Annotated in this window: 23 protein-coding genes and 1 pseudogene; 15 read left to right on the forward strand and 9 right to left on the reverse strand. The window is 43.9% G+C overall.

Features of this window, described 5'->3' with window-relative positions:
- Positions 1-61: 61 nt before the first annotated feature.
- On the reverse strand, positions 62-475 hold the full coding sequence (locus BLS59_RS24275) for an EamA family transporter (protein ID WP_091153677.1): 414 nt from the start codon (positions 473-475) through the stop codon (positions 62-64).
- Positions 476-806: 331 nt separating this feature from the next.
- Between BLS59_RS24275 and BLS59_RS24280 the strand changes: the two genes are divergently transcribed.
- From BLS59_RS24280 to BLS59_RS24315, 7 genes are all read left to right on the forward strand, one after another.
- On the forward strand, positions 807-1484 hold the full coding sequence (locus tag BLS59_RS24280) for a response regulator transcription factor (protein WP_091153681.1): 678 nt from the start codon (positions 807-809) through the stop codon (positions 1482-1484).
- Positions 1484-2731: a sensor histidine kinase gene (locus BLS59_RS24285; protein WP_091153685.1), complete on the forward strand. Its 1248-nt coding sequence runs from the start codon at positions 1484-1486 to the stop codon at positions 2729-2731. Before BLS59_RS24280 ends, BLS59_RS24285 begins: the two co-directional genes overlap by 1 nt.
- A gap of 82 nt (positions 2732-2813) precedes the next feature.
- Positions 2814-4049, forward strand: coding sequence for a TolC family protein (locus tag BLS59_RS24290; RefSeq protein ID WP_091153688.1), 1236 nt, complete (start codon positions 2814-2816; stop codon positions 4047-4049).
- A 1-nt stretch (position 4050) separates the two neighbouring features.
- Positions 4051-4977, forward strand: a complete 927-nt coding sequence (locus BLS59_RS24295; RefSeq protein WP_091153690.1) for an efflux RND transporter periplasmic adaptor subunit — start codon at positions 4051-4053, stop codon at positions 4975-4977.
- Positions 4978-5173: 196 nt separating this feature from the next.
- Entirely contained in the window at positions 5174-8254 is a 3081-nt protein-coding gene (locus tag BLS59_RS24305) for an efflux RND transporter permease subunit (RefSeq protein ID WP_091153696.1), read from the forward strand.
- A gap of 55 nt (positions 8255-8309) precedes the next feature.
- Positions 8310-9311 (forward strand): YncE family protein, encoded by a 1002-nt coding sequence (locus BLS59_RS24310; protein ID WP_091153700.1) that lies wholly within the window; start codon positions 8310-8312, stop codon positions 9309-9311.
- 121 nt (positions 9312-9432) lie between these two features.
- Entirely contained in the window at positions 9433-10437 is a 1005-nt protein-coding gene (locus BLS59_RS24315) for a fatty acid desaturase (RefSeq protein ID WP_091153703.1), read from the forward strand.
- A 171-nt stretch (positions 10438-10608) separates the two neighbouring features.
- On the opposite strand, the pseudogene BLS59_RS24320 reads toward BLS59_RS24315, so the two are convergent.
- The 8 genes and pseudogenes from BLS59_RS24320 to BLS59_RS24355 all read right to left on the reverse strand — a co-directional run.
- Positions 10609-10887, reverse strand: a pseudogene (locus tag BLS59_RS24320) (GIY-YIG nuclease family protein); the annotation flags it as partial.
- A 112-nt stretch (positions 10888-10999) separates the two neighbouring features.
- On the reverse strand, positions 11000-12163 hold the full coding sequence (locus tag BLS59_RS24325) for an RsmB/NOP family class I SAM-dependent RNA methyltransferase (protein WP_091153706.1): 1164 nt from the start codon (positions 12161-12163) through the stop codon (positions 11000-11002).
- Positions 12160-13404: an ABC transporter substrate-binding protein gene (locus tag BLS59_RS24330; RefSeq protein WP_091153708.1), complete on the reverse strand. Its 1245-nt coding sequence runs from the start codon at positions 13402-13404 to the stop codon at positions 12160-12162. The genes BLS59_RS24325 and BLS59_RS24330 overlap by 4 nt, the downstream gene beginning before the upstream one ends.
- The gene (guaA, locus tag BLS59_RS24335; protein ID WP_091153711.1) at positions 13361-14890 is read right to left on the reverse strand and encodes a glutamine-hydrolyzing GMP synthase; all 1530 of its coding nucleotides are present in this window, start codon (positions 14888-14890) and stop codon (positions 13361-13363) included. Before guaA ends, BLS59_RS24330 begins: the two co-directional genes overlap by 44 nt.
- Before the next feature lie 264 nt (positions 14891-15154).
- Complete coding sequence (locus BLS59_RS24340) at positions 15155-15526, reverse strand: DUF2750 domain-containing protein (protein ID WP_091153713.1); 372 nt, start codon at positions 15524-15526, stop codon at positions 15155-15157.
- 181 nt (positions 15527-15707) lie between these two features.
- A complete protein-coding gene (locus tag BLS59_RS24345; protein WP_091153715.1) occupies positions 15708-16412 on the reverse strand; it encodes an SDR family NAD(P)-dependent oxidoreductase in 705 nt (234 codons plus the stop codon).
- A gap of 126 nt (positions 16413-16538) precedes the next feature.
- Positions 16539-18311, reverse strand: a complete 1773-nt coding sequence (locus BLS59_RS24350) for an aromatic amino acid hydroxylase (protein WP_091153719.1) — start codon at positions 18309-18311, stop codon at positions 16539-16541.
- Positions 18312-18425: 114 nt separating this feature from the next.
- A complete protein-coding gene (locus BLS59_RS24355; RefSeq protein ID WP_091153723.1) occupies positions 18426-19373 on the reverse strand; it encodes a lysylphosphatidylglycerol synthase transmembrane domain-containing protein in 948 nt (315 codons plus the stop codon).
- A 178-nt stretch (positions 19374-19551) separates the two neighbouring features.
- Between BLS59_RS24355 and BLS59_RS24360 the strand changes: the two genes are divergently transcribed.
- The 8 genes from BLS59_RS24360 (at position 19552) to BLS59_RS24400 (ending at position 26412) form a co-directional block, all read left to right on the forward strand.
- Positions 19552-20421, forward strand: a complete 870-nt coding sequence (locus BLS59_RS24360; protein ID WP_091153726.1) for a carbon-nitrogen hydrolase — start codon at positions 19552-19554, stop codon at positions 20419-20421.
- A gap of 61 nt (positions 20422-20482) precedes the next feature.
- Complete coding sequence (locus BLS59_RS24365; RefSeq protein WP_091153729.1) at positions 20483-20836, forward strand: four helix bundle protein; 354 nt, start codon at positions 20483-20485, stop codon at positions 20834-20836.
- A gap of 5 nt (positions 20837-20841) precedes the next feature.
- Complete coding sequence (locus BLS59_RS24370) at positions 20842-21933, forward strand: agmatine deiminase family protein (protein ID WP_091153731.1); 1092 nt, start codon at positions 20842-20844, stop codon at positions 21931-21933.
- 616 nt (positions 21934-22549) lie between these two features.
- Entirely contained in the window at positions 22550-22951 is a 402-nt protein-coding gene (locus BLS59_RS24375; protein ID WP_091153735.1) for a LiaF transmembrane domain-containing protein, read from the forward strand.
- 396 nt (positions 22952-23347) lie between these two features.
- Positions 23348-24163: a LiaF transmembrane domain-containing protein gene (locus BLS59_RS24385; protein WP_091153741.1), complete on the forward strand. Its 816-nt coding sequence runs from the start codon at positions 23348-23350 to the stop codon at positions 24161-24163.
- A gap of 18 nt (positions 24164-24181) precedes the next feature.
- Positions 24182-24517 (forward strand): DUF4288 domain-containing protein, encoded by a 336-nt coding sequence (locus tag BLS59_RS24390; RefSeq protein WP_091153745.1) that lies wholly within the window; start codon positions 24182-24184, stop codon positions 24515-24517.
- A gap of 114 nt (positions 24518-24631) precedes the next feature.
- On the forward strand, positions 24632-25666 hold the full coding sequence (locus BLS59_RS24395; RefSeq protein ID WP_091153749.1) for a sensor histidine kinase: 1035 nt from the start codon (positions 24632-24634) through the stop codon (positions 25664-25666).
- Complete coding sequence (locus BLS59_RS24400) at positions 25663-26412, forward strand: LytR/AlgR family response regulator transcription factor (protein ID WP_091153753.1); 750 nt, start codon at positions 25663-25665, stop codon at positions 26410-26412. Before BLS59_RS24395 ends, BLS59_RS24400 begins: the two co-directional genes overlap by 4 nt.
- Positions 26413-26425 lie beyond the last annotated feature (13 nt).

Below are 26425 nucleotides of genomic sequence, written 5' to 3' on the forward strand. Positions count from 1 at the left end.
TGCTTTGTGGTGTGTTTGTTACAATAAGGTTAACCACGTATGACAATGCCCCCGCATCCCATTAAAATATGAGTACCAGCGTGCCCGCTATGATCAGTGCGGCGCCCGAAGCCGTTTTTAAAGTAAGCGGTTCGCCCAGGAACAAAACAGATAGCGCTATGGCTATTGCCACACTCAATTTATCAACCGGAGCCACCTGCGATACCTTGCCCAGCTGCAATGCCCGGAAATAACAGATCCATGAAAGCCCTGTGGCGCAGCCGGATAGAATGAGGAACGTCCAGTTGGTCTTGGTTAAATCGGCAATGCCGCTTCCGCTGCCTTTGAACAGTACAATTGCCCAGGCCAGTATCAGGATGATCACTGTACGTATACCAGTCGCCAAATCGGTATCAACCCCTTTAATGCCTATTTTAGCAAATATTGCGGTAAGCGCGGCAAACAATGCCGATAGTAATGCGTAGATCCACCACATGATTTTAAGTTTTAGTTATATGCTAATTTAAGGGTTATTGTCTGAACCACGATTAAGCGGATTTATTTGATTTTTTGGATTTTAAAATCTACTTGCGCCCGTTTGTAACGAGCGCTTAAAATGTTCTTGCGTCTGCGACGCTTTTTCGCGATGCAATCGCGTAACCGTATTAAGCACTCGTTACAAACGGGCGCAAGTAGGACAATCTGTTCAATCCCGGTTCAGACAATCCCAGGCAAGCAGCAACCCAATTGCTAATTTGATTCATTAATCTGTAGTAAATCTGTTCATATCCAGAATGTGTACAAATTGATTGCTTAGTTTTGTTTATATGAAACTGCTGATCATCGAAGACGAGGAAGGCCTGCGCGAGAGCATAGAGGAGTATTTTACCGAGGCGGGCAATATATGCGAAACCGCAGCCACCTACTCCGCTGCCGTCACCAAAATTGAGCTTTACCGTTATGATTGTATCCTGCTTGATATTACACTGCCGGGCGGCAACGGCATCAGCATACTTAAAAAACTTAAAGCAAGCAATTATACCGATGGCGTGCTCATTATATCAGCCAAAAACTCTCTTGACGATCGCCTGGAAGGTCTTGATCTTGGTGCCGATGATTACCTGGTAAAACCCTTTCACCTGTCGGAGCTTAAAGCGCGGGTATCGGCCATCATCAGGCGTAAAATGTACAATGGCAGCAATTTGCTGGTGTTTAAGGAGATCAGCATCGATCTGCAGGCCCGCACCCTAAAAGTGCATGACAAACCTGTTAAATTTACCCGTAAGGAATTTGATTTGCTGATTTATTTTATAGCCAACAAGGGAAAGGTAATTTCAAAAAATGCCATTGCCGAACACCTTTGGGGCGACGGGATAGACATTGCCGATAACTTCGATTTTATTTACTCGCACATTAAAAACGTGCGCAAAAAGCTCATGGAGGCCGGCGCTAATGATTATATACAGGCGGCTTATGGTATGGGCTACAAATTTACCGATCAATAATGAAACTGCTTACCTTATACAACCGCGTAAATATTATTACCACCGTTGTGGTCATGCTCATAACGGGTATTATTTACTACCAGGCCATTAGCTGGATCCTGAACGACCAAAACGATAAAGCCCTTAAAGTTGAGGAAGATGAGGTATTTGATTATGTAAAGCTTAACAGGCAGTTGCCGCAGGTTTTTGAATCAAAGGATCAGCAGATCAGCTTTGCCGAAGCGCCCGCGAACTCGGTAAAGCGTGAGTTTATTAATACCCAATATCAAAAGGAAAAAAACGAATATGAATCAGGCCGGGGACTTGTTAGCTCGGTAACGGTTAACGGCAAGTATTACAAGGTGCTCATCGTAGAATCGAAAGTAGAAACCGAGGACCTTATCCAGATTATTTTTGCCATTACCATTGGTGTAATATTATTGCTGCTGCTGGTGCTGCTGGTAGCCAACCGCTTAATTTTAAACCGCTTATGGCAACCTTTTTATTCCATACTGCGCGAGCTGCAGCTATTTAACGTTACCGAAAACCGCGAGATTGCTAAAACCGATACCCGTATTGAAGAATTTAACCAGCTTAACCAGGCCGTAACCCTCACCACCGAAAAAGCCAAACTCGATTATAAAGACCTGAAAGCCTTTACCGAAAACGCATCGCACGAATTGCTTACGCCCATAGCGGTTATAAACTCCAAGCTGGATACGCTGATACAAACAGATAATTTTAGCGAGCGGCAAAGCAAATTGCTTAATGACCTTTATGGCGCGGTATCAAGGCTGAGCAGGCTCAATCAATCATTATTGCTGCTGGTTAAAATAGAGAACCGCCTGCTACATGATCAGCAAAGCATCAACCTTAAAACGCTTATTGAAGAGCTGCTGGCACAACTGGAAGACATTTTTCATGATAAACAAATAACTGTAAGTACTACGCTTGATAACAAAGAGGTAACCGCCAGCCGTTATTTAATGGAGATATTGCTGAACAACTTAATCATTAACGCGGTACGGCATAACCACCCCGGCGGCGAAATTATTATCGACCTGAATACCGATAGCTTTACCATAAAAAACACCGGCGATGCCCATGCATTACCCGATGATAAAATATTTACCCGTTTCCATAAATCATCCGGATCTGACGGCAGCGGCCTCGGGCTCACCATCAGCAAGCAGATCTGCGAGAACTTTAACTTTTCGCTCAACTATCAATACCTGCTGCCTCATCATACCTTCATTATCAAATTTTAAATTTGATGGATAGCTATCCAAATTTTGTACAGATTTATACAATAGTTTCGCTATGTTTAAATAGCATTTATACCTCCTGTTAATGAAGTGGTTTTTCGGTTTTATACTTTTTACGCTTAGCTATACTGTTTCCATTGCGCAAACAAATTCGCTCAATCATTATATTGAGCTGGCCAAAAGCAATAGTCCGCTTTTAAAAGATCTTAAAACCCAGGTAGCATTAAACCAACTGGATAGTATGCGCATCCGTGCCGGTTATAAGCCGCAGGTAAATGCTACCAGCACCGGCCTTTACGCCCCCGTTGTTGGCGGCTACGGTTATGCCGCCGCCATTACCAACGAGCATACACTTAACGCTTTGATGGGCATAAACCAGTCATTAGATAGCAAAAAAAATATTTCCGCACAGGTTGATGCTATAACACTGCTATCGCAATCGGTAAATAACACGGCAAAAATATCTGAGCAGGATTTAACGAAAGCCGTTACCGCCCAGTACATTACGGCTTACGGCAGCCTGCAACAGCTAAAATTTAACCAGGAAGTTATAGAACTGCTTAACAAAGAAGAGGACCTGCTCAAAAAGCTCACCCGCAGCAACGTTTACAAGCAAAGCGATTACCTTACCTTTTTGGTTACGCTTAAACAGCAGCAACTGCAGCTATCGCAATGGCGTATGCAGTATAAAAACGATTATGCCACCCTCAACTATTTAACCGGCATTGCCGATACCAGCTATATGGAGTTGCAGGAACCCGGCATTCAGAAAACCATGCGGGCCGATATCAGCAACAGTATATTTTTTAACCAGTACAAGGTTGATAGCTTAAAACTGGTGAACAGCCGCGCCCTTATTGATTTTACCTATCGCCCCAAAATAAACCTGCTGGCCGATGGCGGTTATAATTCAGATTTTGCAAGTCAGCCTTATAAAAACTTTGGCTTAAGCGTTGGTTTTAGCTTTACGCTGCCTTTGTATGATGGCGGTCAGCGTAAGATACAGTACCAGAAACTTTCATTGCAGGAGCAAACGCGCAAAACGTACAAAGCCTTTTTTGATACCCAGTACCACCAGCAGATAGCCCAGCTAAACCAGCAGATAGCCGGTAACGAAACCCTGCTTGCCCAGATAGACGAGCAGATGAAATTTACCGAAAGCCTGATAAAAGTAGATACCAAGCTGCTGCAAACCGGCGATGTACGCGTGGCCGATCTGATATTGGCCATTAACAATTATCTGAGTATTAAAAATCTTAAAACGCAAACCAATATCACCAATTTACAGCTCATTAATCAGCTAAATTACTGGAACCGATAACATGAAATTTAAAAACATATATATAGCAGCCTGCCTGCTGCTTGTGCTGTTTTCCTGCAAAAGCAAGGATAGTGCCGCCGGTGGCGAAGATGCCGCGGTAGCATCGCAAACACCGGTTACAGTTACCACGGTTACCGATAGCTCAATGACCGATTATGCCGATCTGAGCGCCACCTCTATTTTTTTGCAGAAGAATTTTGTAAAGGCTAATGCCAACGGTTACATACAAAATGTAAATACCCAATTGGGGCACTTTGTAAATAAGGGTGCCACTATTTTCACCATAAAAACCAAGGAGGCCCAAAGCATTGGCAACAGTATTAATATATTGGATACCACGTTCAGGTTTTCGGGCGTAAACCGTATTAAGGCACCCGGCAACGGTTACATTACCCAACTGGCTCACCAGCAAGGCGATTATGTGGCCGATGGCGAGCAACTGGCCGTTATAAGCGACAGATCAAGCTTTGTATTTGTGATGCAGCTGCCGTATGAAATGCGTCAGTATGTACAAAACAACCAAAACGTGCAGCTGATATTGCCCGGCGGTGAAAAACTTACCGGTACGGTAGCTTCATCCATGCCTTCGGTTGATACATTGTCGCAAACTCAGGGAATAGTTATAAAGGCGAGCAGCAATAACCCCATCCCCGAAAACCTGGTGGCAAAGGCCAGGATCATCCGCTCGTCAAGACCACATACGGCTTCGCTGCCAAAATCGGCCGTGTTAACTAACGAAACACAAACAGAATTTTGGGTAATGAAACTCATTAACCCCACAACCGCCGTAAAAACCCCTATCACCAAAGGCCTCGAAACCGGCGACCGCGTAGAGATCCTATCGCCAAAATTCAACCCTAAAGATATGATCGTGGTAACGGGCAACTACGGGTTAACGGATACCGCAAAAGTTAAAATTGTGCAATGAAGACGACTCACCCCGACATCGCTGCGCTTGTCATCCTTCTCTACGCTTCGCGTATAGAGGGGGTTGTAAGGTTTAGCCTTTTTTCAGAACAAAATAATCTTCTCAACCCTCTTTCCGCCGCAGGCGAAGAGAGGGTCGGCCAGCGAAGCGCAGCCGGGGTGAGTCAAATAGCCACAACACATAAACCTATTTTAAAATGAGCGCCGGTAAAAACTTCTTCATATCGCACCGCAAGCCATTGGGTTTGGTATTGGCACTGATAATCATGGGCGGCTTGTTTGCGTATTCAAAACTGCAAACGTCGCTTTTCCCCGAGATCACTTTTCCTAAAATAAAGATCATTGCCGATGAGGGTTTACAGCCGGTAAATAAAATGATGGTTACGGTTACCAAACCGCTGGAAGATGCCATTAAACAAGTGCCCGATCTGCATTTGGTGCGCAGTACTACCAGTCGCGGCAGCTGCGAAATTTCGGCGCTCCTTAACTGGAATGCCGATATCGACCTGAGCCAGCAACGCATCCAATCAAGCATAGACCAGATCAAGAATGACCTGCCCGCCGATGTAAATATCACCGTTGAAAAAATGAACCCTTCCATACTGCCTGTAAGCGGGTACACACTGGAGAGTCATAATAAATCACCGATAGAACTGCGGCAAATAGCGGCATACACGGTAAAACCATTCCTGTCGCAGGTTGATGGTGTATCTGAAATAAGGGTGATCGGCGGTAAGCTTAAGGAGTACTGGCTTACGCTTGATCCGCAGAAGATGAGCTCACTCGGCCTTACGCCTGATGTGGTAAGCAATACGCTTACGCAAACCAACTTTGTAAAATCGGGCGGTTATCTGTCTGATTATAAAATGCTGTATCTCACCGTAACCGATGCCACCATCAACAGTAAGGAGCAGCTGGAAAACCTGGTGATCAGCAACAACCGCAAACGTGTGGTAAGGCTTTCAGATTTTGCTACCATACAAATAAACGAGGGAATTGAATACACCCGCATCAACGCCAACGGGCACGATGGTGTGCTTATCGCGGTTATCAAGCAACCCAATGCCAACCTCATTTCGCTCTCAAATGATATGGCGGCCAAAATTCAGGATCTGCAAAAGATCCTGCCTGCCGGCGTTACCATAAAACCTTACTATGTACAGGCCGATTTTGTGAACGATTCGGTTAAAAGCGTAAGCGATAGTTTGTGGATAGGTTTGCTGCTGGCTATTATTGTGGCGGTTATTTTTCTGCGGTCGGTTAAGGCAAGTGCTACTATTCTTATTACCATCCCGGTTACGCTGGGGCTTACGCTGCTGGTACTTTACGGGCTGGGCTATACCTTCAACATCATGACGCTGGGCGCAATTGCTGCCTCCATTGGTTTAATTATTGATGATGCCATTGTAGTGGTTGAGCAAATTCACCGTACCCATGAGGAACATCCTAATGAACTGAGCAGGCATTTGGTACAAAAGGCTATCGACTATCTTTTCCCGGCGATGGTGGGTTCATCTATAAGTACCATTGTAATATTTATCCCCTTTGTGCTGATGAGCGGCGTGGCCGGTGCGTACTTTAAGGTACTTACCGATACCATGATCATTACCCTCGTGTGTTCGTTTTTTGTAACGTGGATAGGTTTGCCGGTAATTTACCTGCTGCTTACGCCTAAGCCTAAATTTAATACCACGGCGAAGGTTAAGGAGGCAACAATCCATCCTGTTAAAAAGCTCCGCTGGGTATCGTTCTTGATATTGAGGCCTTATGTGGCCATAGTTATTATGGTGGCATTGGGCATTGCTATTGCCCTGATCCCCCCGCTGCTGCAAACCGGTTTTCTGCCAGAGATGGACGAGGGCAGCATTGTACTGGATTATAACTCCCCGCCGGGAACTTCCCTTGAAGAAACTGACCGGATGCTGCGCGAGGTAGAAAAGATCATCATTAAACAACCCGAAGTGGCCGCCTACTCGCGCCGAACCGGTACACAGATGGGCTTTTTTATTACCGAACCCAACCGCGGCGATTACCTTATCCAGCTAAAAAAAGTACGCGATAAAACCACCGAAGAAGTAACCAGCGAACTGCGCAAAAAAATTGCCGAAACGCAGCCTGCACTTGTTGTTGAATTTGGCCAGGTAATAACCGATATGCTGGGTGATCTTACCACATCGGCCGAGCCTATTGAGATAAAAGTATTTGGTAACGACCCTGTAAAGCTGCAATCCCTCTCCACGCAAATAGCCGCCCAGGTTGAAAAAGTAAAGGGCACCGCCGATGTATTGCCGGGCATTATAATAGCCGGTCCGTCGGTAAGTATCGATCCGCATTATAGCAAGCTGGCACAGTACAATATTACGCCAGCCAACCTGCAGCAACAGGTACAAGCCGCCTTACAGGGCAACATTATTGGTAATCTGCTGGAGAAGGAACAGCTCTCCCCCATCCGCATGGTTTACCCCGGTAACAGGGTGCTGAATGTAGCGGGTATTAAAAACCTCAACATATTTTTAACCAACGGCAAACTGGTACCCATCCATGAACTGGCCGATGTAAACCTAAAATCGGGCGATGCCGAAATAAATCGCGAAAACCTGCAAAACCTCAACATCATAACCGCACGTTTAGAAAACAGCGATCTGGGTACAGTAATGCCGGCCATTAAAAAAGCCGTAGAAGGCATCAGTTTACCGCAAGGTTACCATGTTGAATACGGCGGTGCTTATGCCGAGCAGCAGCAATCATTTAAGGAACTGCTTACCATTTTGGTTATTGCAAGTCTGCTGGTTTTCGGGGTGATCTTATTTTTATTTAAGCAGTTCAGGATAGCCATACTTATATTGGTTGTGGGCGTACTGGGTATAGGCGGCAGCCTGCTGGCCTTATTTATTACCGGCACTCCGCTTAACGTGGGCAGCTATACCGGCCTCATCATGATTGTGGGTATCATTGGCGAAAACGCCATTTTTACCTTTTTACAGTTTAAAGAAAATGCACTGCTTAACCCTGTTGATGATGCCGTAAGCTACGCTATAAGCACCCGCCTTCGCCCCAAATTAATGACGGCGCTGGGGGCCATTATAGCCCTTATGCCGCTTGCACTGGGTATTGGTGCGGGTGCGCAATTGCACCAGCCTTTGGCTATTGCCGTTATCGGCGGCTTTTTAGCAGCACTGCCCTTGCTGCTGATTGTTTTGCCCGCTATGCTACGCATTTTATACAGGAACGGCTTTGCAGCGCACATAGCCGAACAACAGGAAAATCATATTCAATAACACAACTTTTCTACAGATTCGGCATGTACTTTCATAGCAAAAAATCATCATCAAAATGAAAAAGCAACTGCTTGTTATTGCCTTACTGGCAATTGGTTCAATCCCGCTTAAATTAAAGGCACAAACTTATGTAGCCGATAAAACCATATCCCTGCCAGGCGATGGTGGGTATGATTACCTGGCTATTGATAAGGTGAATAACCGCCTTTACGTATCGCATGGTACGCAGGTAAATGTGATAGACCTGGCTACCGAAACGCCTGCAGGTTCTATAGATAATATGAAAGGCGTGCACGGTATTGCCATAGATAATAAGCTAAATCGTGGTTTTATAAGCGATGGTAAGGCAAATGCCGTGGTAGCTTTTGATCTTAAAACACTTAAAACAATTGCCACCATTCCGCTTACCAATGCAAATGGCCCGGATGCAATAATGTATGATCCTTACTCCGATAAGGTTTTCAGCTTTAATGGCGAAAGTGAGAATTCATCTGTTATCGACCCAAAAACGCTTAAACAAGTAGGTACAGTTGCCCTTGGCGGCGGACCGGAATTTGCCGTGGCCGATGGCAAAGGAAAAATTTATAATAACCTGGAAGATAAAAGCAGCCTCAACGTTATCGACAGTAAAAACCTTAAGGTGATAAAAAACTTCCCACTGGCACCCTGTGGCGGTCCTACCGGCTTAGCCTTAGATGCCGTAAACCAGCGCTTATTTACCGTTTGCCGCGAAAATAAAGGCGTGAGCGTGATTGACATTAACACCGGCAAAGTTGTAAATACCCTGCCCATAGGCGCCGGCGTAGATGCCGTAGCTTATGACCCCGAAACCAAACTTATTTTTTGCTCATGCGGCGATGGTACAACCACTATTATCAAACAACAATCTGCCGATAAGTATGCCGTTATACAGGTGCTAAAAACTGCCGAACGCGCCAAAACTTTAGCCCTTGATACCCGCACACATAAAATTTACCTAAGCGTGGCACAGTTTGAACCGGGTACCCGCAAGGCATTACCAAACACCTTTAAAGTATTGGTATTCAAGCAACAGTAAACAGCTGTTTATATAAAATAAACATGAAATCTTCGTGAAGTTTTTAATTTAAAATCACAAAAGTTTACCACAAAATGATATTTTTGACACGTTATTGCTATCTTTAACGTTTATACTTTATATGGCCAAAAGAACTGATTTTGTTTATTCCCAGGAGTCTGAACCACATCGTATTCGCACAAAAAAAATTTTAAAACAGTTTCCGCAGTTGCGTAAACTGATAGGTAAAAACCCGAACACCATTTTTGCTATTATTGGCTTAGTGGCCATACAGGTAGTTTTAGCCTGGTTTTTGCGCGATCAATCATGGTGGTGGGTATTTGGTGCCGCCTATTTAATAGGTGCCTTTGCAGATCATGCCCTGTTTGTGATGATACACGAATGCACACACCAATTGCTGTTTAAAAACCGTAATGCCAATCGCTGGGCATCTATGTTTGCCAATTTACCGCAGATATTGCCAAGCGCCATATCATTCGAAAAATACCATATCAAACACCACTCTTTTCAGGGTGTGCATGAGCTGGACGCCGATTTGCCTAACAAATGGGAAGCAAAACTTATCAGTAATTCGTTTTTTGGTAAAGCATTGTGGTTGCTGTTTTTCCCGGTATTCCAGCTTTTCCGTTTATCGCGTTTAAGAGAAATTCACCCTATTGATGGTTGGATAATTACTAACTTTTTGTTACAGGTGGTTTTCACCACGGCTATTGCTTACTTTATGGGCTGGCATTCTGTAGCGTTTTTGCTGCTTAGCTTCTCGTTTTCGGTTGGCTTGCACCCGCTTGGTGCCCGTTGGATCCAGGAACATTACCTTACCCACAGTGTGGAGCAGGAAACTTACAGCTACTACGGTAACTTTAACGCGGTAGCCTTCAACGTAGGTTTCCACAACGAACACCACGATTTTCCTTCTATCCCCTGGAACAAACTCCCGGAGATCAAGAAAACCGCTCCTGAGTATTACGATACCCTGTACTACCATACCTCATGGACCAAGCTGTTCTTCCAGTTTTTGTTTGACAGGGAGATCTCCCTGTTCAACCGCATATTGCGTAAGGATCGCGGTCGTGTAGCGCTCACAGATGTTTCCAAACCCGATGCGGAATTGGAAATAAGCAAATAAGAATTTATAAAAAAGGGCCTTGAAAAGGGCCCTTTTTTGTTGGGGGATAATTTAAGTTAATGCCTGGAGCCGAGCGACGGTAAAAAGCGTTGGAATTCATAAAAAGTTTGTCATTTCGAACGAGGTACGAGGAGAAATCTTCTACAGTTTCTAAACCACTTTGCTTATTTTTCAATCCCCAATCTTATCATTCAAGAAAACCCAATCAGGATTTGTCGATGCAATTAAAGCATCTTTCTTTTCTCTACGCCATTTTTTAATTTCTTTCTCTCTTTCAATCGCATGTTCAATATGTGAAAAGTGTTCGTAATAAACCAGATTGTAGCAATAGTACAGACCCGTGAAAGACTTAGTCTTCCCTTTATTTTCTTTGTGCTGACGTAACCTAACGCTTATATCATTTGTAACACCAATATATAATACTGTCTTAGTATGATTAGTTGTTATATAAACGTAGTAATTGTGGTTTCACATAGTTTAAACTAGAAAATTTGGATTACTTCAATATCATAACGCAGAAGATTTCTCCTCGTACCTCGTTCGAAATGACAATTTCTTATCCTTACCCCTTAATCAACCTTGCTACAAACATGGTATCAGCTTTATGCTCATAGCCTTTTAACACCTTACTTTCTTCCAGTTTTAAGCCGAGCTCTTTTACGAGATAATCAACCACATCCTCGTTCTCGCCTTTGAAGGCCGAGCAGGTGATGTAGATGAGGGGTTTGCCTGGTTTGAGGTATTTAACTACGTTTTGGGCGATGCTTTTTTGTAGTTTCTGGAAAAATTCAATTTTGGCGGGCATAAACTGGGTGATCATTTCGGGTGTACGTCCCCAGGTACCCGAGCCGCTGCAGGGCGCATCGAGAATGATCCCGTCGAAAGCGTAATCATGCAGGGTTTGATCTACATTGGTAGTAAGATCGAGTACCTTTTTTTGGTATTTGGTGAGGCCCGATAACTGAAAACGCTCATCGAGGTTGGCCAGTACCGATTCGCGGATATCTGACACCACGAGCTTTATATTGGGCTCGTCCTCATGCAGCAGCAGCGATTTACCGCCCGATGCCGCACAGGCATCCCACCAGCTGTCCCATTTTTGAGGTTTAAAGAATGACCCCGTTTGCTGCGATGACAGATCCTGCACCTCAAACCAATGCTGTTTAGGGAAAATGGTTTCTAACCGGGTACCATTGGGCAGCGAAAAGCAGTTATTACCCTCATCCTTGTAAGCAATTTCGGCCTTATTCAGTTCGGCTTTAACCAAATGATCGTAGCCATTACGTACGCGGATAAACAGATCGGGCTGGCAAAAAAACGATTTCAGGAAGGCTTCGCTGTCAATCCCTGCCGAGATCTGATTTGTCCACGGAAAAACATCTTCCAATTTAAATGCGGGATAGGCGGTTTTTATGAGCGCCAGTTTATCATCTACGCTAAAATTTATGCAGGCAGCCCAATCGGGCTTAAAGTTTTGGATGAAGGAATTGGTTTGCGTATTGCATAAAAACTCGGCTATTACCAGGCGATCTTCGGTTGCCAGATTGGGCAGTGCCAAACCTATGCGGAAGTAATTGTACACCAGCCGGTTGGCTACCCGCCTATCGGTAGAACCCATTTGTTTGTTCTGCCTGTAAAATCCGGGTAAAAATTTACTTAATGGCGTATCAACCGGGTACTCACCTATTATTCGCTGAAACGTTTTAAGCTGATTTATGGCCTTCATTCTACCTGTTTTAACTCAAAGTTAGTGTACATTAATATATTTACGTGTGTATTTACCCAACCCAATCCCGGTTTTTTTATAAAATGGAACTCGTTGTGCAAACCCGTATAATCTGATTTTTCGATGGATGTAAGCGTGCCATCAAGCATTTGCCTGCCAAAATACAAACCCTCATCAAAGCCCTTAATGGCAAAATCGGTAGGTTCAACGTGATATGCCTTGCGATAGTTACGTAAAAATACAATTGTATTTTCCGCCTTGTAATTTACCTTATCGGTTGAGGTGATGTGGGTTTTAAGGCGCTGCAAAACATCAGCTTTTAAAAAGGTGAACTTTTCCCAGCTTGGATGACCGAACAGTACAATAGGGTAGTGTTTATTCAGCGTATCCAAGGAGCGTAAGGTAACGCCCAAAAAAGCCTGATCTGTTGCCGGTACCACAAACACATTACGATCTGTTTTGGAAAGTTGTGGTAACAAGACAGCCAGCTGACCACGGGTAATAATAGTGGCAATCACCTTTACCTTTTTATTGCTGAGGCTGTCCATCGCCTTTTTAAAGCTGAGCACATAATCATACTCCTGGCTAAAGCCCGACCGCAGGATAAACACCTTTTTAGGCTTTATTTTATTGTAGATAAACTCCGCCGCACCCCAGGCATGGTACTCCAGCGGGGGTATAACGGTAATAAGATTATTGCTGTTGATATTGGCCGGTGCAGCCGGTGATAACGGCGACAGGATAGGCGCTTTGGGGTTGGTAAGCACAGCGGCAAACATCTTCATCCCATCCGGAAAAACCGGACCAACAATTAAATCGCTGCTTTGTATTTTGGGGTTAAAGCCCAGGCTGTGCGATGTAGCGGCCTCGTCCTTTGAATCATAAAGCTGAAGTTTAAAATTGGCACCACTTGCAGCCAGCGAATCTAAAGCGAGCTTAAATCCCTGGTAATACTCCACACTCATGTTGGCCTTGGTTAAGCCCGCGCTGGTGTAGGTTGATTTGGGCTTAAGGTGCTCCAAACCCATTGGCAAAATAAGGGAGATTACCGAGGCTTTTGCCTCCGGCTTTTTGGCGGGTGCTTTTTCGGCAGGCTTTTCAACCGGTTTATCAGCATTTTTTACCGGTGCCGATACCGGGTGCAGCTTTGGAGAGCAAGCACCCAGTATCAATACCGTTATAAAAAACAATAACCATTTATTCCCACTCAATTGTAGCAGGTGGTTTTGAGCTGATATCATATACTACCCGGTTAATTCCTTTTACGTTGTTGATGATCTCGTTACTGATCTTAGCCAGCAAATCGTAAGGTAAGTGGCACCAGTCGGCTGTCATACCATCCAGTGATTCCACGGCACGCAGGCAAATTACGTTCTCGTAAGTACGCTCATCGCCCATTACCCCTACAGATTGTACCGGCAAAAATATAGCGCCGGCCTGCCAAACTTTATCGTAAACACCGTATGACCGTAAATTGTTGATATAAATTGCATCGGCTTCCTGCAATATAGCTACTTTTTGTGGTGTAACATCACCTAATATCCTGATTGCCAGACCCGGACCCGGGAAAGGATGGCGTCCTAAAATATTAGGATCGATACCTAAAGCCTTGCCTACACGCCTTACTTCATCCTTAAACAAGGTATTTAGCGGTTCAACAACTTTAAGTTTCATAAAATCGGGCAAACCACCAACGTTGTGGTGCGATTTGATGGTAGCCGACGGCCCTTTAACCGAAACAGATTCAATAATATCCGGGTAAATAGTACCCTGACCAAGCCATTTTACATCCTGAACCTCGTGTGCAGCATCGTCAAAAACTTCGATAAACACCCGGCCAATGGCCTTACGTTTTTTCTCGGGATCAGACAAACCGGCCAGCGCATCGTAAAAACGATTTTTGGCGTCGATGCCTTTTATATTTAAACCCATGTGCTTATAGGAATCAAGTACTTGTTCGTACTCGTCCTTACGCAAAAGGCCGTTATCAACAAAAATACAATGCAGGTTTGCACCTATGGCATGATGCAGCAATACCGCAGCAACAGATGAATCAACACCACCAGAAAGGCCTAAAACTACCTTATCATCGCCTACCTTTTCTTTAAGGGCGGCAATGGTAGTTTCGATGAATGAATCGGGTGTCCAATCCTGCTGGCAACCGCAAATGTCAACCAAAAAGTTTTCAAGCAATTGCTTGCCATCAATACTATGGGTTACTTCGGGGTGAAACTGGATGCCATAAGTTTGGGTGCCGGTTACCTGGTAAGCTGCTACTTTTACGGTGTCGGTACTGGCAATTACTTCGAAGTTATCGCCAATGCTGGCAATGGTATCGCCATGCGACATCCACACTTGTGAGCTTTCGGGTATATTTTTAAACAGCGGATTTTCGCGGTTGATGTAATCTAAATTAGCACGACCATACTCGCGGGTGCTTGAAGCCAATACCTCGCCGCCGTGAAAATGCGCTACATACTGTGCTCCGTAACAAACGCCCAAAATAGGCCGGGTGGTATGAAACTGCTCAAAATCAAACCGTGGTGCATCTTCCTGCCTTACAGAATAAGGACTGCCGGAAAGGATGATACCTTTTACAGTGCTGTCAATTTCGGGATAATGATTAAACGGGTGGATCTCACAGTAAATATTGAGCTCCCTGACGCGGCGCGCTATAAGTTGGGTAAATTGCGAGCCAAAGTCAAGAATGAGGATTTTTTCTTGCATGGGCAAAGATAAAAATTAGATGTGAGATGTGAGATATGAGATTTGAGATTTTGGCTGGTGATTTATCGAAACCTGCGCTTTAGAAACAAGAGAATTAAGCATAAAACGGTTAAACCACCTGTTACATACGTAAATGACTGGTCGGTTGCTGCCGGAATTTTGTGACCACTCCCATGGTATAAGAACCAAAAGAAAATACTCAGAAAAAGCAGAATATAGGAAATGAACAAAAGCACTCTTATAATCAGGCCCATATGCTATTGGTTAATATTGTTTAAGTTCCTGATTTATATCTATTAAAACTTGCTCAGGTTCCAGGACTATACCTTTTCCGTTAGGGATATAAAATATGCCTGGAAAAGCATTATCTTTTATCATTCCCGGAAGCCAAGTTTCCATGAATTGTGTGAGATTAATAGCCTTAGCTTCGTAACTACTCAGAATATTCTCGGCGCATAAAACCGCAAATTGTTTTTCCGGCCAAAAAAGAACAATTTGTTGATTTTCTTCATTGGTAGCAGTAGCCCAACCTTCATTATATAATCCCCAAACCTCTTCAAAATCGGTGATTTTTCTAATAAAATATAAATATCTATCCTCTGGATTCATATTTATAATATTTTCAATACCTTTCATTCTTATGTTCTAATAATGCAAGTCCCGATCTCGACATTTTGAATCTTTTTAGCAACTCTAATTTAGCCTTTTGCATGAGTAAAAACTTTTCCTGCTTCTAAGAATTTGCACATTGGAAGACGAAATTATGCGTCTATACAATTTCACACGAACCTCGCACCCCGATCCCCGCAACTCTCTCCTACGGAGTTGACACCGCCACCGGCAAGATCTTTCCATTAAAAAACTTATGCCCGGTTAGCGCGAAATCAGCAATGTACTTGCCCATTTCAAAGGCCAGTACCGGCGATTCATAGCCGGGAAAGGCTTTTTCCAGCATCTCTGTTTGGGCCGAACCTAAGGCAAGGCAGTTTACTTTTATTTGCTGCCCGGTAAGTTCCTGGGCCAGGCATTCGGTTAGGGTGTGCAGGGCAGCTTTACTGGCCGAATACGCCGCCATTCCGGGAAATTTGGCACTTCCCTGGAAACCGCCCATGCTGCCGATATTTACAATGTGCCCGCCGGCAGGTATAAGCGGCAGCAATGACTGTATGATACGCACATGGCCTATAAAGTTGCTTTGCAGCATTTCTACAAAATCGGTTTCCTGCAGTTGGGTAAAGGGCTTATTGATGAGTACGCCGGCGTTGTTTATCAAAACATCAACCCGGTTATCAAAATTGGTGGCTATAAACTGCAGCATGCCCTCATAATCATCATGAACAATATCAAAGGCAAGGGCAAACAGCTCACAGTCGGGATTGAGGCCGTGGGCAATTTCCAGCAGGCGCTCCAGTTTATCCTGCGAGCGGGCAAGGGCAATCACCTTATGGTTGCCAGATAGTATCAGTTCTATTACAGCTTCAAATCCTACGCCGCTGCTGGCGCCTGTTATAATAATGTTCATGCCCTAAAGGGTAATGTTATTAGTTGTTATAATTATGTTATTGCGAGGTACAAAGCAATCTTAGAGGACAGGTGATAACCTTAATGATGAGATTGCTTAGTACCTCGCAATGACAAATGCCGGTGACTAAAATACCAAATTTTGTTCAACCGGGTGCGCAATCAGATAAAAACCATCGGCTATCAGTTTTTTTAGGTCGGGCTGGTCAATGGCCTTTTGTTCAAGAAACCGGCGGATCTCGGCAGACAGGCGCGGCTCTATATCTTCATGTTCCAGCATTTCCAGGATTTCGAGGGCGCAAAGCCAATCGTCATGATGGTCTTTTTGCAGTTTGAGCCACACGTTACCTAAAAAACCATAGTCGCCTTGCTTTAGTCGGCAGTTACGCACCTGCTGATACAGCTTGTGCAGCTCCTTACTTTTAAAATCATAATCAACGTGATGGGTGGCGGTCTTTGACTTGTAAACGATCTCCTCAAAAGCCTCCTTATCAGCTGCACCGCAAAAAACAGACGTTATTTTTTCGCCAACGGCCATATCATAAACACCCCATGCGGGATCGAACAAAACAGCGCCCTTTTTATCAGTAACGGTACAATTAGTAAAAGTTATCAACTGATTTTTGCCATTTTCTGATAGAATTGCTTTTACCTTCCCTTTAACTGTGATGCCACTTTCAAAATGCAGAACCCCGTCATTACCCACTGCAATGCCAATGTTATTTAATTCATCGGCAGTTAGGTTTTCCAGCGGCAGTACATTTTTCAGTTTACCTACCGGCGAGCTGAAGCCATCCTTATGGTAATTTTTGCCATGCCCTTTCAACTGTTTATTATTGACAGATAAAGCGGTGGGCCCGGTGGTTTTTATAAAATACGGATTTTCTTTAGCCGCCTTAAAATCGGTAATGATACCCGATACCTGCAAGCCCGAACTATAAACCGCCGTACAGGTATTTTTACTTTCGAAAGCTTTGCTTAAGCCATAAGCCCCTCCTCTGCGAAACGACATCGTATTGGCAAAATCTTCCAGCACATCAATAAGGTTTTGGAAGGTTGGAGTTACAAACAACTGCGGCTGAGTTTTGGTAATATCATAGCTGTAATTTACTGCGCCTGCCGTGTACCAAAGCTTTTCTACATCGGGGTTCATGCAGCTGGCACTTTCACCAATGGATGAGAGCAAACCTGCACCGTAGATCTTTGGATTTTCAAGTGTTCCTATCAGGCCATATTCCACCGTCCACCAGTGCAGGCGACTAAGCAGCGCCATTTCGGATGGTTCGCCCATGTTAGCCTGGCGCTGGGCTACCAATTCTTCAGCCTTTTTTATTTCGGCCTCATCGGCATCGGGCATTTCCTTTAATATAGATAGTTCGCGGATGGCCTCATACAATTCAAAATCCTGTGCCGAAAACATGGCCTTTGCCCCTATCGAACCAAAATAACTCAGGTATTCGTGGTAATCCTTATCGGCAATAATTGGCGCATGGCCCGCCGACTCATGGATAATATCCGGCGCGGGCGTATACTCTATATGCCGGGATTGGCGGATATCCGCAGCTATTACCAAAACCCGATAGGCCTGGTATTCCATAAAGGCGGCAGGTGGTATAAAGCCATCAACAGTAACAGCGCCCCAGTCAATTTTAGCAAGGGCATCATTCATTTCCTGAAGATTTGGGATGCGCTCAATGGTGAGGCCCGCCTTGGTTAAGCCGGGAATGTATGGGTAGTAGGCAACATCTTTAAGGTAACTGTAATTCTGGCGCATTACATAGCGCCACACAGCGTGATCAATGGGCGTATAATGCTCGTAGTGCTGGTCTACTATAAATTGTTTTAAATGACCGGGCAATGCCGCAACCTGCGGATTATTAAAATCATTAAAATGGCTCATTAAAATAAATTGGTTTATATACAGAACGCCAATTTAAGTAAATGGTTGTGGCACTTGCAAAATTCAGAATATGATTCTAATACAGGTTTTTAATCAGAATATTATTCTAATTAACTACTCATTTTCCGAAGTAAATTCCGATGGCTTTTGCAATCCTTTCTCAAGTCGGCTTGGACGTAGCACGTAGTAGATACCAATTAAGGCAACAAAAATAGAAATAAGATAAAATCCAAAGCTTAGGTAAACAGCCATGCCTGGGTCAAGATTGAATTGACCGGCCAGGGTTAAAAAAAGCGCATCCCTGATACCGCCACCGCCTAAACTAAACGGAATAATTGCTGCTAATGACGAGAAGAGAAACGATAACAAATAAGGCGCAAACTTGCCGTTAAAATCCTGCGCAAGCAGTAAGCATATAATAGTAAGCAATTGCATGCTTTGCACGCCGATGGCCTTTAAGTGTCCGGAGAAAAAGTTATGGGTATAATCCCTGAAAAATTTACGTGCAACAAAATAATAGATAACAGAACCTACCGAAACTATACTCAGCGGAATAGCCAAATGATACGGAAAACTGGGTATTAAAATAATAAGGCCAACCACAATAGCGCCAATAGCCCAAAAGCCGCTTAACCTATCAAACAAAATAGCCCAGAAAACTTTTTTTGTGGGGAGTTTATAGGTTTTGTGCAGTAAGTAAATTTTATAACCATCGCCGCCTATACCGCCCGGCAATAACACATTATAGCACAAGCCTAAAAAATACAGGCGCAGGTTAAAGCGCCAGTCCAGCTTAAGGCCGATAGATTTAAAGAAACTAAGTAAACGCCATGAGGAAAACAGCATGGAGCCAACGTAGCAAAGAATAGCTGCCGTAAGCCAGGCACGGTTGGCATGCGCAAGGCGAAATTTTATTTTAGCAAAAGGAACTTTGCTAAAAACCCAATAAAGCAGACCGCCGGTAACTACTATAATTAAAATAACCTTAACTACATTCCAAAGCTTGCCTTTCCAGGTTTTATGCTCGGTGCCTTCGTCAACTATGTCTTCTATTTCTGTCATTCGGGCGCAAAGATAGTTATTTAGTAATTAGTTGAATTTTAACAACTCATAAATTCACTGTTTGTTCACAAATTATGAATTATTCATCTTTAATCTGATGGTCAAAATTCCAACTAATCTTTAATGAATTAATCACTAATCTTTAAAAAGAACTATTTTTGCGCAAATTTTAAATGGTATGAGTAAAGTAAAAGTGGGCATTGTGCAAATGAGCTGCACTGCTGATAAGCAGCAAAACTTGCAAAAGGCTATTGTTAAGGTAAAAGAAGCAGCCGCAAAGGGCGCGCAAATAGTTTGTTTACAGGAACTGTTTACGTCGCTTTATTTTTGCGATGTAGAGGATTACGACAACTTTAAACTGGCCGAAGCTATCCCCGGTCCGTCAACTGATGAACTGAGTAAAGTAGCCGCCGAGCTTGGCGTAGTGATCATAGCATCGTTATTTGAAAAACGCGCGCAGGGGCTTTACCACAATACTACCGCTGTTTTAGATGCCGATGGCAGCTATTTAGGCAAATACCGTAAAATGCACATCCCGGACGATCCAGGCTTTTACGAAAAATTTTACTTTACACCCGGCGATTTGGGTTACAAGGTTTTTAAAACCAAATACGGCAAACTGGGCGTACTTATTTGCTGGGACCAATGGTACCCCGAAGCTGCCCGTATTACCGCATTAATGGGTGCCGATATATTATTTTACCCAACCGCTATAGGCTGGGCCACCACACAGGACGAAGCCACCAACGTTGAGCAATACAATGCCTGGCAAACCATACAGCGCTCGCACGCGGTTGCCAACGGCATACACGTAGTAAGCGTTAACCGTGTTGGCGAAGAAGCCGGTGTTAAATTCTGGGGAGGATCATTCTTTGCCAATCCGTTTGGAACTATCATTCACCAAACATCACATGATGACGAAGAAGTAATAGTACAGGAGCTTGATCTGGATAAATCTGACTATTACCGCAGCCACTGGCCGTTTTTAAGGGACAGGAGGATTGATTCATACCAACCGATAACTAAAAGACTTTTAGACGAGGATTAAATTAGTCCGAAAGTCGGGAAAGTCCGGAAGTCCGAAAGAAAAAATACAGGGATGAGTTAATATGAGTTTCAAATTTGAAAAATTAATTGTGTGGCAAAAATCAGTTGATCTGTCTTCTGCCGTACATGATCTTACCAAAACTTTCCCGAAAGATGAATTATTTGTTTTAACCGCCCAAATAAAAAGGGCAGCAGATTCAGTTTCTTTAAACATAGCAGAAGGATCAACAGGGCAATCAAATTTGGAGTTCAACAGATTTTTAGGCTACGCTTTACGTTCTAATATTGAAGTAGTTGGTTGCTTGTATTTGGCTCAAAAAAGAAGCTTAATATCACAACCAGACTTTGCAAAACTTTATCAGCAATGCGAGGAAATACTTGTTATGTTAAATGCCTTGCGTGTTTCCCTTAAATAAAACCAATGTCAACTAAAAATAAAGCAAATCAAATACTCCCGGACTTCCGGACTTCCGGACTTTCGGACTTCCCAGCAAAGCTGGGCTTCTCTTTCCCTGCCGAGTGGGCAAAGCATACAGCTACCTGGTTAAGCTGGCCGCACAAAGAGGCTTCGTGGCCGGGGAAACTGGATACGGTTTATACCTCATACATCGAGTTTATAAAGGTTTTAACCAAGGGCGAACTTGTGCGTATTAACGTTGCCGATGAAAGTATGCGGGCCTCTGTTACTTTTCAGCTGCAAAATGCCGGGGTTGATATGAACCGGGTTGAACTGTTTGAATTTGCCACCAATGATGCCTGGTGCCGGGATCATGGCCCTGCATTCCTCATAAATCCGGATACGAAACAAAAAGCCATTGTTGACTGGGGCTACAATGCTTGGGGCGGCAAATACCCCCCCTTTGACCTGGATGATGTGATCCCGACCAAAATTGGCGAACATTTTAATTTACCGGTGTTTCATCCGGGAATTGTAATGGAGGGCGGTTCTGTTGATTTTAACGGCAAGGGTACTATTCTTACTACTACTGCCTGTTTGCTCAATAAAAACCGCAACCCGCATTTAAACCAGGAGCAAATTGAAGGTTACCTGCGTAATTATTACGGCGCCGAACAAATTCTCTGGCTCGGTGATGGTATAATTGGCGACGATACCGACGGCCATATTGATGATATTACCCGCTTTGTAAACGAAGATACTGTTGTAACCGTTGTTGAAGAAAACCCTGCCGACGAGAACTACCACATACTCCAGGAAAACCTGGAAACCCTTAAAACCATGCGCCTCATCAACGGCAAGCAGCTTAACATTGTAGAACTGCCTATGCCCGATGCGGTTATCCATGAAGATACACGCTTGCCGGCTTCGTATGCTAATTTCTACATTGGCAACTCGGCTGTTGTGGTACCAACTTACCGCTCAAAAAATGATGACAAGGCACTGCAGATCATCCAGCAATGTTTCCCGGATCGTGAAGTAGTGGGCATTGATTCTACCGATATTATATGGGGATTGGGCAGCTTCCATTGCCTGAGCCAGCAGGAGCCGGAGTAAGGGGGATATGCGCCGGGGCTACAACTCACCCCGGCTACGCTTCGCTGGCCGCCCCTCTCTTCAGCTTCGCTGGAAAGAGGGTGAAGAGGTTTTTTTCTATAATTGATATTTCCCGCAGTCACTTGGTTCCTGCCCACAGCTGGGAAGACTGATTTTATAAAAAGTTTGTCATTTCGAGAGAGCCCCGGCGGGTAAAAGCGTGGCGCGAAGGAGAAACCTTCTACGGAATGCAAAGCTCCAATAGCATAGCGCATAAGATTTCTCACTCGTTCCTCGTATCGAAATGACAACATTTTACCAACATTAAGCACTCGTTTGTAACGAGTGCTTAATGTGTTCCTGCGTCTGCGACGCTTCTTCGCGATGCAATCGCATAACCGTGTTAAGCACCCTTTACAAACGACCGCAAGTACAGGCGGATCAGGCTGATTGAAATCCTGAAAATCTTTTAATCCCCTTAATCAAGGTTCAGACAATACCCCCGGCCAAAATCCCCTTTCTTTTTTCACCGATTTAATTCCTGCCTTTACCGGGTTGTTTGCTTATATGGCCAGTTATTGCTTGTTGTGCGCATAATACAGCTGTACTTTTAGGGTATAATTTAATACTTACAACAATGAACAACGATATAGAAACCAGCCTTAACCCCAACAACGGCAAAGCTGCAGCAGGCGTAATTTTATTAGTGATAGGCAGTGTTTTACTTATCAGGCAATTTGACTTTTTCGAGGTTCCTGATTGGTTGTTTAGCTGGCCTATGTGGATGATTTCATGGGGTTTATACATGGGCGCCAAATACAATTTCCGTAAACCATCATGGATACTTATTACGCTGATAGGCGTTGCCTGTTTGCTTGATAATAACATTGACAATGCCGACCGTATAGTTTGGCCGGTGGCCATTATGGGCTTTGGCGTATGGCTTGTGCTTAAACCCAAAAAACAAAAAGAGGAATACTATTTCGGCAACAAAAAGGAAACTTTTCATTTCGACAAGGCTGCCGAGCCAGAAGCTTAAAAATTACCACATCAACATATATTTCAAAGGGAGCAGCTGTAAAGGTGCTCCCTTTTTTGTTGTGGTTGGCCGGTATTTGCAGCAATAGGGATTGAAACGGATACCGGCCCTGGAGCGTAAGGCCTGCAGGCGTATAAGTGTAAAGCCCGGGCCGCAGGCATTGCCTTAAATGCACAATTGCGGCTAATTATAGATTGCAACACCGGTGTTATTTTACCGGCAAATAATTTACGGTAGATCATTTTTGTACATTTAGCATTGAATGCAAATTTGGCACCAGACTTTTTCACCGACAAAACTCACCATCCCACCGATTTCTTTAAATATATCGCCAGTTTTTGTTTGGCTCAACTATAATGTTACCTTAGTTTTGGATATGATTTAAAATGCACACAAATGAACAACGATATAGAACGTCCACAAAACCCCAACAAAAGCAAAGCAATGGCCGGAGTTATTTTACTCGCCATTGGGGGTATACTACTGCTCAAGCAGTTCACTTTCTTTTTTGTGCCCGGCTGGCTGTTCAGCTGGCCAATGATTCTTATAGCCTGGGGACTTTTTATAGGTGCAAAACACAACTACAAAAACTCATCGTCATGGATCATCATGCTGGCTTTAGGAGTCATATTTTTACTAAATGAAAATGTTGATAATGCCGACCGCATAGTTTGGCCAATAGGTATTATTGGTTTTGGTATGTGGCTCATATTACGCAAAGGCAAACATGGCCAGTCATGGGATAAAAACGCCCCTTATGATAAAGGCAAATTTAACTTTGATACCGTGAACAACCCCACTGTTGATTACACTGTTAAGGATGGTGACGAAGTACCACCAAAAGAACAATACTACTCTCCTTACGGCCATGGCGATGATTTTTTAGATACCGTATCTGTTTTTGGCGGGGTTAACAAAACCGTACTTTCCAAAAACTTTAAGGGTGGCGATATAGTGAATATTTTTGGCGGTGCCGAACTTGATTTTACCCAGGCCGATATACAGGGCAGGGTGATTATTGATATCACCCAGATTTTTGGGGGCACCAAAATAATTGTGCCATCAAACTGGCAGGTAGTATCTGACCTTGCCGCCGTGTTTGCCGGGGTAGATGATAAGAGGATCAGAAGCACCGCATCTTTAAACAACGATAAAATACTGGTGCTTAAAGGGGTATCTATTTTTGCAGGTGTTGATATCCGCAGTTATTAATTATTAAAATCATTAAAGATGAACTGGTACGTAGCAAAATTAGTTTTCAGGGTGATAAGCGGCGATGGCGATCATCAGGCGCAGTTTGATGAGCAATTGCGATTGATTAGTGCCGATACTGAGCTCAATGCCTTTGAAAAAGCAAACAAAATTGGCCATGCCAATCAGGATAGCTTTAAAAACATAGAAAAACAAACGGTTAAATGGCAGTTTATTGATGTGGCCGAACTAAACCAGATCAATGAACTGGCCGACGGTACCGAGCTATATTACAATATACATGAAACCGCCGATGCCGACCTGTATATCGCCTGGGCGCACCATAAATCGGCCTTGCTTAATAGTATCAGGTAGTTAGTATCAAGTATCACGACAAAATTGAGCTTGGTAGCCAATACTATTACTTGATACCTGATACTAACTACTTGATACTAAAAGACTACTTGATACTAACATAAAATATAAATTTTGGCTCTACCTACATTATCAGCTTCTAAATTATACGGTGCATTTGTTGTATGCGGTTTGTTATGGGCCGCATTGCAAACATATGTGATCCATAGTTTTGGCTTTTTATGGTTCACAGCCTCGGTAGATGGTTTGCTTAGTTCGGTTTTATTATCGGGCGCCTGCTGGCTCATTAACAATAACCTGCGCTACTACCAGCCGGGTAAAGGCAGCTACATTAACCTGTTTATATGGGTGGTAGCACTTGCCAGTATTTGCGGCGCAGGCTGTCGTTACCTGCTGCCGCTTATAAATACCGATAAAGTGTTTATTAACTTTGTTGTGCAATCATTAACTGTTAGGTTTTTTATTGATTTTTTGGCCATAGGCTGGATGGCCATGATCAGCTTACTATGGTATTCGCAGCTTGATCAAAAGGAAACACAACACCGCAAGGCCGAAGCCGAACAACTGGCCCGCGATGCCGAGCTTTATAACCTTCGCCAGCAATTACAGCCCCACTTTTTATTCAATAGCCTAAACTCCATTAACGCGCTTATTGGCTTTAAGCCCGATGAGGCCCGCAAAATGATTCACCAGCTGTCGGACTTTTTGCGTGGTACCCTTAAAAAGGACGACCAGCAGCAGGTACCCCTTTGTGACGAGCTTACGCATCTTAACCTGTACCTGGATATTGAAAAGGTACGCTTTGGTCACCGTTTGCAAACCGAAATAAGCTGTGATGATAAATGCGCCCAGGCCCTGTTACCATCCATGCTGCTGCAGCCATTGGTTGAAAACGCCATTAAATTTGGTCTGTATGATACTACCGGCGAAGTAACCGTAAGCATCCGCGGCGAAATTGAGGAGCATTACCTGATAATTATGGTGCAAAACCCTTATGATCCGCAAACCTCACGCCCCAACAAGGGAACAGGTTTTGGTTTACGGGGTGTACAGCGCCGCCTTTATTTGCTTTTTGCCCGTAACGATTTGATGGAAACTCATGCAAATGATAATATATTTACAACCATTATAAAAATACCACAGTTATGAGGCGAGCCCTGATTATAGACGATGAACCGTTAGCACGCATGGTTGTAATGGAATACCTGCTTGATTTTAAAGACGAAATTGAACTGATACAAGAATGCAATGACGGTTTTGAAGGGCTTAAAGCCATACAGCAATACCAGCCCGATCTTGTTTTTCTGGATATACAAATGCCCAAAATAACCGGCTTCGAGATGCTTGAATTGGTGGAGCAGCCGCCTGCCGTAATATTTGCCACCGCTTTTGATGAGTATGCCATAAAGGCTTTTGAAGCCCACGCGGTTGATTACCTGCTTAAACCTTTCAGTAAAGACAGGTTTAACAAAGCAGTTGAAAAATTCCTGGCATCAAGCTCACAAAAGCCTGCCGCCAAACAAACCGAAGAACTGCTGGAAACTGCCGCCGCGCATTCGCCGTCACAAAACGAGCGCATAGTGGTAAAAACCGGCACCAAGGTAAAGATCATTCCCGTTGCCGATGTTGAGTACCTGCAAGCCGACGATGACTATGTAAGCGTCATCACCAAAGAAGGCTCGTATCTTAAAAACAAAACCATGAGCTTTTTTGAGCAAACGCTCGATCCCCGGTATTTTGTACGTGTGCACCGCTCCTACATTATAGCCATACAGCAAATTACCCGTATAGATCCTTACGAGAAAGACGCGCACCTGGCTATCCTTAAATCGGGAGCTAAAATACCGGTAAGTAAAACCGGGTATGTTAAATTAAAACAGGTATTAGGTATATAAATAAACCACCGGC

Source organism: Mucilaginibacter pineti (genome assembly GCF_900101875.1).
GTDB classification, from domain to species: Bacteria; Bacteroidota; Bacteroidia; order Sphingobacteriales; family Sphingobacteriaceae; genus Mucilaginibacter; species Mucilaginibacter pineti.